This window comes from Amycolatopsis sp. La24 (assembly GCF_029087445.1).
GTDB classification, from domain to species: Bacteria; Actinomycetota; Actinomycetes; order Mycobacteriales; family Pseudonocardiaceae; genus Amycolatopsis; species Amycolatopsis nivea.
In genome coordinates, this window is the sequence record NZ_JARACH010000089.1 from 15,414 (window position 1) to 30,260 (window position 14,847).

The 14,847-nt window shown below is 70.2% G+C and carries 9 protein-coding genes; all 9 read left to right on the forward strand.

Features of this window, described 5'->3' with window-relative positions; all coding sequences use genetic code 11:
* Positions 1-192 precede the first annotated feature (192 nt).
* The 9 genes from PUT80_RS43185 (at position 193) to PUT80_RS43225 (ending at position 14,232) form a co-directional block, all read left to right on the forward strand.
* On the forward strand, positions 193-1,677 hold the full coding sequence (locus tag PUT80_RS43185) for an aminotransferase class I/II-fold pyridoxal phosphate-dependent enzyme (protein WP_134731755.1): 1,485 nt from the start codon (positions 193-195) through the stop codon (positions 1,675-1,677).
* Positions 1,674-2,966 carry a SidA/IucD/PvdA family monooxygenase gene (locus PUT80_RS43190; RefSeq protein WP_134731753.1) on the forward strand — a complete coding sequence of 431 codons (1,293 nt, stop codon included), beginning with the start codon at positions 1,674-1,676 and terminating at the stop codon, positions 2,964-2,966. The genes PUT80_RS43185 and PUT80_RS43190 overlap by 4 nt, the downstream gene beginning before the upstream one ends.
* Complete coding sequence (locus tag PUT80_RS43195) at positions 2,963-4,756, forward strand: IucA/IucC family protein (RefSeq protein ID WP_275295578.1); 1,794 nt, start codon at positions 2,963-2,965, stop codon at positions 4,754-4,756. The genes PUT80_RS43190 and PUT80_RS43195 overlap by 4 nt, the downstream gene beginning before the upstream one ends.
* The gene (locus PUT80_RS43200) at positions 4,753-6,066 is read left to right on the forward strand and encodes a glutamine synthetase (RefSeq protein ID WP_275295579.1); all 1,314 of its coding nucleotides are present in this window, start codon (positions 4,753-4,755) and stop codon (positions 6,064-6,066) included. The genes PUT80_RS43195 and PUT80_RS43200 overlap by 4 nt, the downstream gene beginning before the upstream one ends.
* A gap of 22 nt (positions 6,067-6,088) precedes the next feature.
* The gene (gene sthA / locus PUT80_RS43205; protein ID WP_275295580.1) at positions 6,089-7,519 is read left to right on the forward strand and encodes a Si-specific NAD(P)(+) transhydrogenase; all 1,431 of its coding nucleotides are present in this window, start codon (positions 6,089-6,091) and stop codon (positions 7,517-7,519) included.
* A 58-nt stretch (positions 7,520-7,577) separates the two neighbouring features.
* Entirely contained in the window at positions 7,578-9,521 is a 1,944-nt protein-coding gene (locus PUT80_RS43210; protein ID WP_275295581.1) for an intein-containing Rv2578c family radical SAM protein, read from the forward strand.
* Between the two features lie 666 nt (positions 9,522-10,187).
* Entirely contained in the window at positions 10,188-11,981 is a 1,794-nt protein-coding gene (gene aspS, locus PUT80_RS43215) for an aspartate--tRNA ligase (RefSeq protein ID WP_275295582.1), read from the forward strand.
* A 52-nt stretch (positions 11,982-12,033) separates the two neighbouring features.
* Positions 12,034-12,975 carry a DUF389 domain-containing protein gene (locus tag PUT80_RS43220; protein ID WP_037818991.1) on the forward strand — a complete coding sequence of 314 codons (942 nt, stop codon included), beginning with the start codon at positions 12,034-12,036 and terminating at the stop codon, positions 12,973-12,975.
* A gap of 69 nt (positions 12,976-13,044) precedes the next feature.
* Positions 13,045-14,232 (forward strand): phosphotransferase, encoded by a 1,188-nt coding sequence (locus tag PUT80_RS43225; protein WP_134666347.1) that lies wholly within the window; start codon positions 13,045-13,047, stop codon positions 14,230-14,232.
* The last annotated feature ends 615 nt before the right edge of the window (positions 14,233-14,847 follow it).

Here is a 14,847-nt window from a genome sequence, read left to right on the forward strand (position 1 = left end):
GACCACGCCCGTACTCGCGGTGCAGGTGCGCGGGCTGGCTCCGTCGCGCTGACTCCTGCCTTGAAACGGCCGGTGCTCCCCAAGGGGGGCGCCGGCCGTTTCGCTGCCGCGCGGGCCCCGCTCGCAGCGTGCCGGTGGGTATCCGTATTGTTGCGCAGGGTAAGGCAAGGTTACCCTAAGAAAGGCGGTTCCATGGCGGATGCGCCCTCAGCGCCGACGGCCTCGTCCGGCGTGGCTTCGGCGGAGTGGCTCGCGGGCGGCCCCGGCGGTGCGGACCGGCTGGCCCAGCTGCTTCCGGCGGCACTGCGCGGAATGGCGGCGGGCACGGCCGAACGCGGCGGTCCGGTTCCGGCAGGCGGCCCGGCCGCGGTGGCGGCGACCCTCGCCCGCACCCAGTCCGCCGACGGGCTCCCTCGGCACGGGGTGGGCGCCGAACAAGCCCTGGAAGAGCTTTCCGCCCTGCTCGCCGCCGGATCCGCCGACCCGGGCGACCCGGCGTGCGCCGCGCATCTGCACTGCCCGCCGCTGGCCGTTTCCGTCGCCGCGGACGTCGTCGCCTCCGCGCTGAACCCGTCGATGGACTCCTGGGACCAGGCCCCGGTCGCGAGCGAGATCGAGCGCGAGTTCGCCACCGGGATCGCTCGGCTCTGCTACCCGGACGCCGCACGCCCGGACGCCGTCATCACCTCCGGCGGCACCGAATCCAACCTTCTCGGCCTCCTGCTCGCCCGGGAATCCGCCGTCACGCGCCCGGTTTGCGGAGCTAATTCGCACCACAGCGTCGCCCGCGCGGCATGGCTGCTCGGACTGCCCGCGCCGGTCGTGGTGCCGTGCGTCGACGACCGGATGGTCCCGTCCGCGCTGGCCGAGGCGTTGGGGCCGCTCGGCGCGCAGGCGGTGGTCGTCGCGACCGCCGGCACCACCAACACCGGCCGGATCGACCCGTTGCCGGAGATCGCCGAAATCTGCCGCCGGACCGGAGCGCGGCTGCACGTCGACGCGGCGTACGGCGGTCTCGCGCTCTGCAGCGAAACCCTTCGCTCGCGCCTCGCCGGTCTGGAGCTGGCCGATTCAGTCGCGCTTGACCTGCACAAATTCGGCTGGCAACCGGTGGCCGCTGGCGTCTTCGCCGCGCGCGGGGAGGCCGATCTGCAGGCGCTCACCGTCCGCGCCGAGTACCTCAACGCCGACGACGACACCGAAGCTGGACTGCCCGATCTGCTCGGCCGTTCGCTGCGCACGTCCCGGCGTCCGGACGCGTTCCGGATGGCGGTCACGCTGCGCGCGCTCGGCACGGCCGGGATTGGGGCACTCGTGGAACGCTGCTGTGCCAACGCTTCCGGCGTGCACGCGATGGTCGAGGACCATCCGGCGCTGCGATCGTGGGGCGAACCCGAACTGTCCACAGTGGTCTTCCGTCCGGTGGCGGCGGACGGAGCGGCCGGAGACGAGTTGGTCGCGCAGGTGCGCCGCACGCTTCTCGAGGACGGCACCGCGGTGATCGGTCGCGGCTCGTTGCCGACCGGACCGGACGGCGAGGCGCAGCTGTGGCTCAAGCTCACCCTCCTGCATCCGCACACCCAACCCGCCGACTACCGCGCGCTGCTCGACGCGGTGGCCACGGTCGCGGCGGACCTGCGCACGAGCGTCACGCGGGAAAGCCCGGTCGCGTCGTGAGGCGTTACGACGTCGCCGGGGTCGGGATCGGGCCGTTCAACCTGTCGCTGGCCGCGCTGGCGGATCCGCTCGACCAGTTGGAAGTCGTGCTGTTCGACGCGCGTCCCGAGTTCCGCTGGCACCCAGGGCTGCTGCTGGACGGCGCGACGCTGCAGGTGCCGTTCCTTGCCGACCTGGTGACGCTCGTCGACCCGACCAACCGCCATTCGTTCCTCAACTACCTGCGCGAACGCGGCCGATTGCTGCCGTTCTACTTCGCCGAGCGGTTCCATCTGCCGCGCGCCGAGTACGACGACTACGGCCGCTGGGCAGCGTCCCGGATGCCGTCGTGCCGGTTCGGGCACGAGGTCACCGGCTTGCGCTGGATCGACCGCGAAGAGGCGTTCGAGCTGACCGTCGAGGGTGCGGAACCGGTGCTGGCGGCGGCGGTCGTGCTCGGCGTCGGCACGCAGCCGAGCGTTCCGAAACCGTTGCAGCCCTTGGTTTCCGCGCCCGACGTGCTCGCGCTGCATTCCGCCGACTACCTCACGCATCGGCCGGAGCTGATCGCTGCGGATTCGGTGACGGTGGTCGGCTCCGGGCAGTCGGGCGCTGAGGTGTTTCTCGACCTGCTGCGTGCGCGATCCACTATGGACGGTCTGCGGTGGCTCGCGCGGACACCGGCGTTCGCGCCGATGGAGTACTCGAAGCTCGGCCTGGAGCAGTTCACCCCCGACTACACGGCGTACTTCCACGGCCTTCCCGAGGCGGTCCGGGACCAGCTTCTCCCCACGCAATGGCAGCTGTACCAAGGAATCGACGCCGAGACGATGGCGGAGATCCACGACGAGCTCTACCGCCGGAGCATCGGCGGCGGCTGGCCGGGTGCGGTGCTGACGCCGGGCGTCGAGGTGGTGTCCGCGACTGTCGGCGACGGGATCGAACTGGGACTGCGCCACGTCCAGCAAGGAACGACCGCGACGCACCGGACGTCCGCGGTGGTGGCTGCTACCGGTTACGCGGAAACGCCGACCGGGCAATTGCTGCAAGGACTTGGCAACGCGGTTCGCCGCGACGCGCAGGGGCGGCTCGTGATCGGTGCCGACTATCGGGTCGAACTCGACGTGCCGGGGCCGTTGTTCGTGCAGAACGCGGAACGGCACACGCACGGTCCCGGCGCGCCGGATCTCGGCCTCGGCGCGTGGCGGGCGGCGGCGATTCTCAACGCCGTATGCGGAAAACCGGTGTACGACCTGCCCGAGCGGACGGCGTTCACCACGTTCGGCCTCGACCAGACGGAGGACCTGTGACCCTGACCGATGACGCTGCTTGGCGGGCCGCTGGCTCGCTCGTCACGCACAAAATGCTCGGCGAGTTGTCCTACGAAGCGATGCTGGTGCCGGAGCCCGGCGAACCGACGCGGGCCGGACACCGCAGCTGGCAGCTCGACCTGCCCGACGCCGTTTCGTACCGTTTCGAAGCCCGCCGAGGCGCGTTCGAGTCGTGGACAGTGTTGCCCGGCAGCGCAATCCGGAGCGCCAACGGTGTGGAGACTCCGGTGGACGACCCGCGCACGTTGATCGTCGACGCGCGCGAACGGCTCGGTCTCACTGGTCTGCGGTTGGCGGACGTCCTCGCCGAGCTGACCTCGACGGTCGCCAATGAGGCAACCCGGTTGCGCCGCGCACCGAGCGCCGCCGAACTGTCCACGATGGACTACAACCTCGCCGACGGGCACCTGACCGGCCACCCCCGGCTGGTCCTCAACAAGGGCCGCGTCGGGTTTTCCGCTCCTGACCGTGCCCGTTACGCGCCCGAATCCGGTGCCGACATCCGGTTGCGCTGGTACGCCGTGCACCGCGATCTCGCGCAGTTCCGCAGCGTGGCCGGGCTCGACGCGGAAACCCTGCTGCGCGAGGAACTGGACGACCAGACCCGCGCCGAGTTCACCGCCCGCACGGCCCAGCTCGGCGCTCCCGCCGACTACGTCTGGGTGCCGGTGCATCCTTGGCAGGCCGACGAAATCATCGGCACGCTCTACGCGGCCGAGCTGGCGACCGGCCGGATGGCCGAGCTGGGGGAGAGCCGCGACGTCTACCGTCCACATCAGACAGTCCGGACCCTCGCCAACCGCTCCCGGCCAGACCGCCGCGACGTGAAAACCGCCGTCTCCGTGCGCAACACGCTCGTCTACCGCGGTCTGAACTCCGCGGCGACGCTTGCCGGGCCGTCGGTCACCGAATGGCTGCGCGGGATCGACGCGGCCGATCCGTTGCTGTCCGAGAAATACCGTTTCGAGCTGCTCGGCGAGGTGGCGAGCGTTTCGGTCCAGCATCCGCTGTTCGGCTCGCTGGAGGAACTGCCGTACCGGTTCCACGAAACGCTCGGTGCGCTGTGGCGCGAACCGCTTGTCGCCCGGCTCGCCGAGGGGGAGCAGGCGATCTCGTTCGCCGCGCTGCCGTATCGCGATGCCGCTGGCGAGACCGTGCTGACCAGGCTGATCACGCAGTCCGGCGACGGTGCGGAGGCGTGGCTGTCCAGGCTGTTCGACCTGCTGCTCACGCCGTTGCTGCACTGGCTGCTCCAGTACGGCGTCGGATTCTGCCCGCACGGCCAGAATCTCGTGCTCGTGGTGGACGCGGCCGGTCGCCCGCTGCGCATCGCGATCAAGGATTTCGCCCAGGGCGTCGACCTGCTGGACGAGGAACTGCCCTGCTACGCGGATCTGCCGCCAGACGCCGCCGCCGACATGCTGCGCTGGCCCGCCCACCTGCTCGCGCAGTCGCTGTTCAGCTCGGTTTTCTCCGGGCAGCTGCGGTTCTGGGCGGAACTGCTGCTGGACGATCTCGGGTTGGCGCGCGGCGAATTCTGGGCGCTGGTGCGCGAGGTCGTCGGCCGCTACCGCGACGAAAACCCCGAGGTGGCTGAGCGATTCGACGCCTGCCGGTTGTTCGCGCCGGACGTCGAGCGGGTCACGCTCAACCGCGAGCATCTCGCTGGACAGGGCTTCGACAAGGTCGAACGCGACGACGAGTTCGACGTCCGCTGGGGTCGCGTGCCGAACCCCTTGCACGCGCCCGATCCGGACGGTGCCTGGTGAGCCCGTTCGACCGTCCGGTCGGGCCGAGGTCGCTGGCCGTGCGCGCCGAGGCGGGTACGGCGGCGGCTGAGGTGCTGCGTCGAGTGCTCGCCGAGGACAGTGCTCGGCTGGTGCTTCTGGTGCCCGATCCGCACGCGCGGTTCGCGGCCGTCGAGCTGGCCGCGCCGTTCGCCGCTGAGGTGGTGGACAGCGGATACGGCGTGTGCAGCTACGTCTTCGCCTGGACTCCGGAGCGTGAGCCGCTGCCGGAGACCGATGCGCTGAAGCCGTATCTCGGCGGGTTCGGAGACCTGCGCGTGAAGCTCGACGCGGCGACAGCGTTTCCGCTCGGCGACCAGACGTGGGCAGTGGTCGGGGACGCGGAGTTTCCGTCCGGCGAACCGGCTGGGCTTGCGCCGCGGACGGTGTTGCGGACGCAGCTGGCGCGCTTGGAGGAGCACGGGCTGGTTCCGTCGATCGGAATCGAGCACGAGGTGGTTTTCCGTAACCTGGCAGGGGATCCGCTCACCGAGCATGGCGTGGACTACGCCCTCGGCGGCACCGAAGGGCTCGCTCCGCTGCTGGCGGATCTGCGGTCGGCGACGGCCGGTCTCGGCGTGGAATCGGCGCGGGCGGAGTGTCATCCGGGGCAGTACGAAGTTGTCCTGCGGCATCGCGACGCGCTCGCGGCCTGCGACGACGCGTTGCTGCTGCAGACGGTGACCCGGCGGGTGGCCACCCAGCACGGTGCGCAAGCCGACTACCTCGCCGCGCCGGAACCCGGTCAGGGGAATTCGTGCCACGTCCATCTGTCACTGTCTACTTCGGACGGACCGGTCGGGTTTCCGTTCGCGCTGGGGGCTTTTCTGGCCGGAGTGCTGCGGGACGCACGATCGTTGTCCGCGGTGTGGGCACCGACGTGGAACAGCTACGTCCGGCTGCGCACCGCTCCGTTTTCGCCGCGTGAACTGCGGTGGGGACCGGACGACCGGACGTCTTCGGTCCGGTTGTGCGGGACGTCCTCCGCGCCGCGGTTGGAATTCCGCTTCGCAGGCGCGGACGCCCAGCCGCACCTCGTCGTCGCCGCATTGATCGCCGCAGGTACCGCTGGCCTGGCCGAACAGCTGTCGCCGCCTGACGCGGGTGCGCTGAGCGGACAGCTGGCGTCGTCTCCGTGGGAGGCGCTGGCGCTGGTGGAGAGGGGGCGGTTCGCGGAGTTGCTGGGGGAGGACGTCGCCGCGCAACAGGCCGCGTTGCTGCGCGAGGAGCTCGACGCCGCGCTCGGCTCGGTCACCGATCTGCACCGCCGCCGGGGCGCCTTGCGCTCGTGAGGACTTGCGCCGACCGGCGCGGATGCGCAGGCTCGGGTCCGTGAGCGAATACGAGTACGACCTCATCGTCATCGGCTCGGGCCCGGGAGGGCAGAAAGCCGCCATCGCGGCGGCGAAACTGGGGAAGAAAGTCGCCGTCGTCGACCGGCACGACATGGTCGGCGGCGTGTGCGTCAACACGGGCACCATCCCGTCCAAGACGCTGCGCGAAGCCGTGCTGTACCTGACCGGGATGAACCAGCGCGAGCTGTACGGCGCGAGCTACCGGGTGAAACAGGACATCACCATCGCGGACCTGATGGCGCGCACGCAGCACGTCATCGGGCGCGAGGTGCAGGTGGTGCGCGCGCAGCTGCTGCGCAACCACGTCGACCTGATCGGCGGCGTCGGCTCGTTCGCCGACCCGCACACCGTCCTGATCGACGGCAAACACCGCGGCGACCGGCGCACCATCACCGGCCACTACGTCGTGATCGCGACCGGCACCCGTCCCGCACGCCCGGACCACGTCGACTTCGACGCCGCGCGCGTGCTCGACTCCGACGAGATCCTGGCGATGGAGGCGATCCCGTCCTCGTTGGTCGTGGTGGGCGCGGGGGTGATCGGGATCGAATACGCGTCGATGTTCGCCGCGCTCGGTTCGCGGGTGACCGTGGTCGAGCAGCGCGACCAGATGCTCGACTTCTGCGATCCGGAGATCGTGGAATCGCTGAAGTTCCAGCTGCGCGACCTCGGCGTCACGTTCCGGTTCGGGGAGAAGGTCGCGAACGTCGCGGTCTCCGACGACGCCACCGTGACGACGCTGGTCAGCGGCAAGCGGATCCCGGCGGACGCGGTGATGTACTCGGCCGGGCGGCAGGGCATGACCGGTGCGCTGGCGCTGGAGAACGCCGGCCTGACCGCGGACCGGCGCGGTCGTTTGGAGGTCGACGAGCACTATCGAACGTCGGTTGAGCACGTGTACGCGGTCGGCGACGTGATCGGGTTCCCGGCGCTGGCGGCGACGTCGATGGACCAGGGCCGGCTCGCCGCGTACCACGCGTTCGGCGAACCGGCGAACGACATCGGCGCGTTGCAGCCGATCGGGATCTACACGATTCCTGAGATCTCGTACGTCGGCGCGACCGAGGCCCAGCTGACGTCGTCTTCGGTGCCGTACGAGGTCGGTATCGCGCGGTACCGGGAGCTGGCGCGCGGCCAGATTTCCGGGGACAGCTACGGGATGCTGAAGCTGCTGGTGTCGACGGCGGACCGGAAGTTGCTGGGAGTGCACGTCTTCGGCACCGGCGCGACGGATCTCGTCCACATCGGCCAGGCGGTGATGGGCTGCGGCGGGACGGTGGATTACCTGGTGGACGCGGTCTTCAACTACCCGACGCTGTCCGAGGCGTACAAGGTCGCGGCCCTCGACGCGACGAACAAGATCCGCGCGCTGGAGCGGTTCGGCGGCTGAGCCAGCACCTCGCTCGTTCGAGGGGTGTTCGAACATATGTTTGACAGTGCTTTAGAACATGTGTTCGACTGTAGGGGTGCGTTGGGAACAGTTGCGAGCGGGAAAGGAGGAGCCGGCACTCCCCGGTCTCGGTGCCTTCGGGGATGTGGTGCGCTCGGTGCGCGCTCCGGAGTTCGGCGGCGTCACCTTTCACGAGGTGCGCGCCCGGTCCGTGCTGAACCGGGTGCCCGAATCGTCCGCCGTGCCGTTCCGGTGGTCGGTCAATCCGTATCGCGGGTGTTCGCACGCGTGCACGTACTGCCTCGAAGGCGACACGCCGGTGCTGATGGCCGACGGCCGCGCGAAGCCGATCGCCGAGCTGCGCGTGGGCGACCGGATCATGGGCACGCGCGGACACGGCGTCGCGCGCAGGCTGGTGCCCACCGAGGTGCTCGCGCACTGGACCACGGTGCGCCCGGCGTACCGCGTCACGCTCGACGACGGCACCCGGATCGTCGCCGGACCGGACCACCGGTTCCTCAGCTCGCGCGGCTGGAAATACGTCACTGGCAGCAAACTCGGCACCGCGCAGCGGCCGCACCTGGAACCCGGCACCGAACTGGTCGGCGGCGGCCGCTTCACGCGCACGCCGGACGACACGCTCGGCTACCGCGCCGGGTACCTGTGCGGAATGCTGCGCTCAGGCGGGTTCGCCGCGGAATCGGACGCTGCCGCGCGAGCCCTGGCGTATCTGCCGGATTTCGGTTCGTCAGTGGGCTTCATGCGCATCCCGCGCGAACCGGACGCGCACTGGGCGCGTGGTTTCCTGGCCGGGCTCTTCGACCTGGCGGGCGGCTACCGGCGCGGCACGCTCTCCATCGCGCACGACGAGAACGAAGTGGTGGACATGCTGTTCGCAGCACTGGACCGGTTCTCGTTCAGCTACGACACCGTCGGCCACCGCCAGCACCCCGGCCGCAGGCAAGCACGCCTCACCGGCGGCACCGGCGAGGTGCTGCGGTTCCTGCACCTGGTCGACCCGGCCGTCGAGTGGAAACGCTCCCTGGACGGCACCGTGATCGGGGGAGTCCGGCGCACCGTCGCGACCGTCGCGCCGACGGGGCTGGAGCTGCCGCTGTTCGACATCACGACGGGCACCGGCGATTTCATCGCCGACGGGATGGTGTCGCACAACTGCTTCGCCCGGAACACCCACACGTACCTGGATTTCGACGCCGGCCGCGACTTCGACACCCAGGTCGTGGTCAAGGTCAACGCGCCGGAAGTGCTGGCCGCGCAACTGAAACGGCCGAGCTGGCAACGAGAACCAGTCGCGATGGGCACGAACACCGACCCGTACCAGCGCGTCGAAGGCCGCTACCGGCTGATGCCCGGGATCATCCGCGCCCTCGCCGACTCCGGAACCCCGTTGTCGATCCTCACCAAGGGCACCATGCTGAGCCGCGACCTGCCCCTGCTGGAGTCGGTGGGCAAGGACGTCCCGGTCCATTTGGCCGTGTCACTGGCCCTGCTGGACGACGACCTGCAGCGCCGCCTGGAACCCGGCACCCCGACCCCGCGAGCCCGCCTGGACCTGATCCGCAAAGCCGCCGCGGCGGGTCTGCCGTGCTCGGTGATGGTCGCGCCGGTGCTGCCGTACCTCACAGATTCGCCCGAGGCCCTCGACCCGCTTTTCGCCCAACTGGCCGAAGCCGGGGCGACCAGGGTGACAGTCCTGCCCCTGCACCTCCGGCCGGGCGCGCGGGAGTGGTTCGCCGCGTGGCTGAAGCGCGAATATCCCGAGCTGGCACCGCGATACCGCCGCCTGTACGCCCGAGGAAGCTACGTCGACCGCGGCTACCGGGAACGGCTGGGCACAGTGGTAGCCCCATTGCTTCGGCGGCACGGTCTGGACCCGCGAGCCCCCAGGGCGCATTCGGAAACCCGGACGGAACCGGACCCGCCGGACGCGGAGGTGCCTGAACAACGGGTGGGGGAGGCGGAGCAGTTGCGCCTTCTGTGACCTGCCTGGCGCGCGCGGGAACGACATGGTCCAGCCTCGTCGGGGTGCAGACCGCGGCGAGTCCGCTCACCCGCACCCGCCTGAACTCCAGCGCTACGGTCCCGACCAGTCCGCGTCACCCCTGCGTCGGCGCTCCCGTTCCTGCGAATCCGAACTGTCCACGCCATCGCGGGCGCTGACTCCAGGGTTTCTCGCCTCTCGCATTGCCTGGTCAGCGAGGTTTGACCTGGCAGCGCTCGAGACCCGCCCCCGGCGAACCGGAGCCGTCCCAGCCGAAGGCTTACCGGCCTCAGGGAGTCTCGCCCGGTCCTGCCTGCTCGGCTCGCGCCAGCAGCGCTGCCGCCTGGCCGAGCGGCACGGTCCAAGCCGAAGGCTTGCTGGCCTCGGAGAGTCTCGCGCCCGCGCTGCCCGCCCGGCTCGCGCCAGCAGGGCTGCCCCGACGAGCCGGAGCCGCCTCCGTCAAGCGGACACTGCCCGACCCGCGCTGCCCCCGCCGCCCCAAGCCATCCGCAACGCCCGAACCCCGCCCCCACCGCCCGGACCCAAACCTGCCCGCACCCCCGGACACCGAGTTCGTTAGCCTCTGTATCCGGCGAAATGCGTGTTCGGCTCAACCCCGTGCACCCGCCGCACCCGAATCTCGTGGACCTAGGGAGAGCAGTCGCAGTGCTCCGCACTCATCAAGCCGGCACTCTGCGTGCCGGGCAGGCCGGTCAGACCGTCACCCTCACCGGCTGGGTGGCGCGGCGGCGCGATCACGGCGGAGTCATCTTCATCGATCTCCGGGACGCCAGCGGCGTCGCGCAGGTCGTGTTCCGCGAGGGCGAGATGGCCGAGCGCGCGCACGCGCTGCGGTCGGAGTTCTGCGTGAAGGTCGTCGGCGAGGTGTCGAAGCGGCCCGAGGGCAACGCGAACCCGGACATCGCCACCGGCGAGATCGAGGTGCTCGCCACCGAGCTGGAAGTGCTGTCCGAGGCCGCTCCGCTGCCGTTCCCGATCGACGACCGGGTCGACGTCGGCGAGGAGGTCCGGCTCAAGTACCGCTACCTCGACCTGCGCCGCAGCGGTCCGGCGGCCGCGATCCGGCTGCGCAGCGAGGTCAGCCGCACGGCGCGCGAGGTGCTGCACGCGCAGGACTTCGTCGAGGTCGAGACGCCGACGATGACCCGCTCCACCCCGGAAGGCGCCCGCGACTTCCTCGTGCCCGCGCGGCTCAAGCCCGGCTCCTGGTACGCGCTCCCGCAGTCGCCGCAGCTGTTCAAGCAGCTGCTCATGGTCGGCGGCATGGAACGCTACTTCCAGATCGCCCGCTGCTACCGCGACGAGGACTTCCGCGCGGACCGCCAGCCCGAGTTCACCCAGCTCGACATCGAGATGAGCTTCGTCGAGCAGGACGACGTCATCGCGGTCGGCGAAGCGATCGTGAAGTCGCTCTGGAAGCTGATCGGCCACGAGATCGCCACCCCGATCCCGCGGATCACCTACCGCGAGTCGATGGCGAAGTACGGCTCCGACAAGCCGGACCTGCGCTTCGACCTCGAGATCACCGAGCTCACCGACTTCTTCTCGGACACGCCGTTCCGCGTGTTCCAGGCCCCGTACGTCGGCGCGGTCGTCATGGCCGGCGGCGCCTCGCAGCCGCGTCGTCAGCTCGACGCCTGGCAGGAGTGGGCGAAGCAGCGCGGCGCGAAGGGCCTGGCGTACGTCCTGGTCAACGAGGACGGCACGCTCGGCGGCCCGGTCGCCAAGAACCTGTCCGAGACCGAGCGCGCGAACGTCGCGGAAGCCGCGGGCGCGAAGCCCGGCGACTGCATTTTCTTCGCCGCGGGCAAGGTTTCCGCCGCTCAGCCGCTGCTCGGCGCCGCGCGCGACGAGATCGGCCGCCGGCTCGGCCTGATCGACGAGGACGCCTGGTCGTTCGTGTGGGTCGTGGACGCGCCGCTGTTCGCGCCGGTCGAGGACATCGGCGACGACGTCGCGGTCGGCTCCGGCAAGTGGACCGCCGTGCACCACGCGTTCACCTCGCCGACCCCGGAGTGGATCGACAAGTTCGAGCAGGACCCGGGCAACGCGCTCGCCTACGCCTACGACCTCGTCTGCAACGGCAACGAGATCGGCGGCGGCTCGATCCGTATCCACCGCGAGGACGTCCAGAAGCGCGTGTTCGCACTGATGGGCCTCGGCGAGGAGGAAGCGCAGGAGAAGTTCGGCTTCCTGCTCGAGGCGTTCCAGTTCGGCGCGCCCCCGCACGGCGGCATCGCGTTCGGCTGGGACCGCATCGTGATGCTGCTGGCCAAGGCCGACTCGCTGCGCGACGTGATCGCGTTCCCGAAGACCGGCGGCGGCTACGACCCGCTCACCGCCGCGCCCGCGCCGATCACCGCGCAGCAGCGCAAGGAAGCCGGGATCGACGCGAAACCGGCGGTCCCGCAGAGCAAACCGGCCGCACAGGAGAAGTAGTGGCCGCGCACAGCGGGTCCGTCGAGGGCGGCTGGCGGGGCGGGGCGAGCTAGTGCTGCACCTCAGGGCGATCTGCCCGCCGGAGCGCACTGACGAGACGCTGGAGCTGCTGCGCACCCACCCGGGCGCGGCGCACCTGATCGTGCACCGCGGCGCGTCCGTCTCGCCCGAGGGCGACCTCATCGAGGCGGACGTCGCGCGGGAGGCGGCCGACGACATCGTCGACGCCTTGTGCGCGCTCGGTCTCGACCGCAGCGGCGGCATCACCATGGAATCGCTGGACACAGCGCTGTCCGATGCCGCCGACGCGGCCGAGGAAGCCGCTCCCGGCGAAGGCGCGGACGCGGTCGTGTGGCAGGAGCTGCTCGGCCGCACCGGCGAGGAGTCGCGGTGGAACGCCACGTTCCAGGCGTTCCTCGCCATCGCGTGCCTGCTCGCCGCGGTCGGCGTGCTGACCGACTCGTCGGTGACGATCGTCGGCGCGATGGTGGTCGGGCCGGAGTTCGGCCCGCTCGCCGCGATCGCGGTCGGCATGGTGCTGCGCCGCTGGGACCTGGTGCGCCGGGCGGGGGTCGCGCTGGCCGTCGGTTTCCCGGTGTCGATGGCGATCACGCTGCTCGGAGTGCTGCTCGGCAGCTCGGCCGGTCTTTTCGATCCGCACGCGATAGTCAATAACCATCAGGTCGATTTCGTGTATCAGGTCGGACCCGCGTCGTTCGTGGTCGCATTGCTCGCCGGGGCGGCCGGAATGCTCGCGATGACGTCGGCGAAATCGGCCGCGCTCGTCGGCGTGTTCATTTCGGTGACGACGGTCCCCGCGGCCGGTTACGCCATGGTCGCGGCGGTCGCCGGACGCTGGGACCGGACCGGTTTTTCGGTGCTGCAGCTGCTGGTCAACCTCTTCGGAATCGTTCTTGCTGCGGCCATTGTGCTGATAGTTCGCCGACGCAAGCAACGTTCCGACGCGTTGCTGCGTCCGCTTTCCCGTGGGTGATTCCGGGCGCGTCCCGGCGCCCGGAACGTTGTGGTCATGGTTGCTCAGTCACGAGTAGGGTCGGTGACAATGACAGTCGACACCTCCTCCGCCGGCGACGCTGGAGTCCGGGCGGAAGCCGGGGAACTCGCAGTCGCCGCGGCCGTCGCGGCGGGCGAGGCGGTGCTCACGCGCCGGTTCGGGAGCGCGATCACGCTCGTCTCGCCCGAACACCTCTCCGGAAGCGGCCCGGCGACCGTCGTCCGGGCACGGGTCGTGTCTTCCTCCTTCGCTCTGCCGCGCACCCTGGTGGTCAAGCACTATCCGGACCCGCCGGAACCCGGCCGGGTCGACCCGTTCGCCCAGGAAGCCGTGAGCTACCAGCTGTTCACGGCACTGGCGCCGGACGAACGGATGTGCCCGGAACTCCTGGCCCACGACGGCAGCGACCGCGTGCTGGTGATCGAGGACTTGGGCCGCGCACCCACCCTGCGAGACAAATTGGCCGCCCGGGACTCCCGCGCAGCCGAGCGAGCACTGCTCTCGTGGGCCCGTTCGCTCGGCCGCCTGCACGCGAGCACCGCCAGCCGCGAAGCCGATTTCAACGCGCTGCTGCGCCGCCTGGGCGGCCCAGTGCGAACCGACAACGACGGCTTGGCAGGCCTGGCCGACGACGTCGAAGAACTCCTGTCCGAACTGCTGGACGTGCCCGTCCCCGAGTCCGTGCGCGAACGCATCGCCGAAGCCGTCGCCCAAGCCAGGTCGGCCGCCTTCCGCGCGTTCAGCCCGGTCGAACTGGCCCCGGAAAACAACCTGGTCACCGGCTCCGGAGTCCGCTTCCTGGACTTCGAACGCGGCCGGGTCCGAACCGCCCTGGTCGACGCCTCCTGCCTGCGGCTGCCGTTCGTGTCGGACCCGCGCGCGATGGCGCTCCCCGCAGGCATGAGCGAAGCGATGATCGCCGCCTGGCGAGCCGAAATCGTCGACGTATGGCCGTCCTTCGCCGACGACGTCGAGCTGGCGAAGCAACTCACCATCAGCGAAATGCTGCAAGTCTGGCAAATCACCCGGGAACTGCTCCCGCACCTGAACCTGAGCAGGCACGCAACCCCAGTAAGCCGCGAGGCAGCCCTGGTCACCTGGTGGCGCGAACTGGCAAGGCACGCTGGCTACTCGCGCCTGACCGAAGTCGCCGAACACTCCACCAGAGTCGCTGCAGCCCTGGCCGCCCGCCTAGGCCCGCACGCCGACCTGGCCTTCTACCCAGCCTTCCGCTGACCCCGCGCGCACTCCTCGCCGCTTTCCGTGAGGGCCACCCTCATTGACTCTGATTCCTTCAGGGTTCCCCTCACGACCCGCCTCCGGTCGTGAGGGGCCCCTTCACGGACTTGGATTCCCTCAAGGAGTCCTTCACGGCCCACCCGCCAGCCCGCACCCGCCGCGATGCGCCCCAATGCGGCATTTGGTGCGTCAGACGCACCGAACGCCACATTGGGTGCGTCCCACGCACCCAATGCCACATTGGGGCGCTACCCGCACCCCCCGCGACCCCCGCCTCCAGCTCCCCAAACTGCGCACTTCCACCGCCCAACCGCAGCCGATGCGCCCACCGCCGAGGCGCCACTGCTCCCCGCAGCCGATGCACTAAACGATCGATGCGCCAGCCGCTTCCGCAGCAGAAGTACGGAACGATCAAGCCACCAAGCCGCTCCCGCAGCCGATGCACCCAAAGCATCAAGGCCCCCACCCAAACCGCAGCCAGTGCACCCACCGAGCGAGGCACCCAGCCCCTCCCCCAACCCCGATACGAAGCTCACCTGCGGTTCGGGGGTGCTTGTCAAGGCATCTTTCCCGCCTTGACAAGCACCCCCCAACCGTCAGCACAATCCAGCT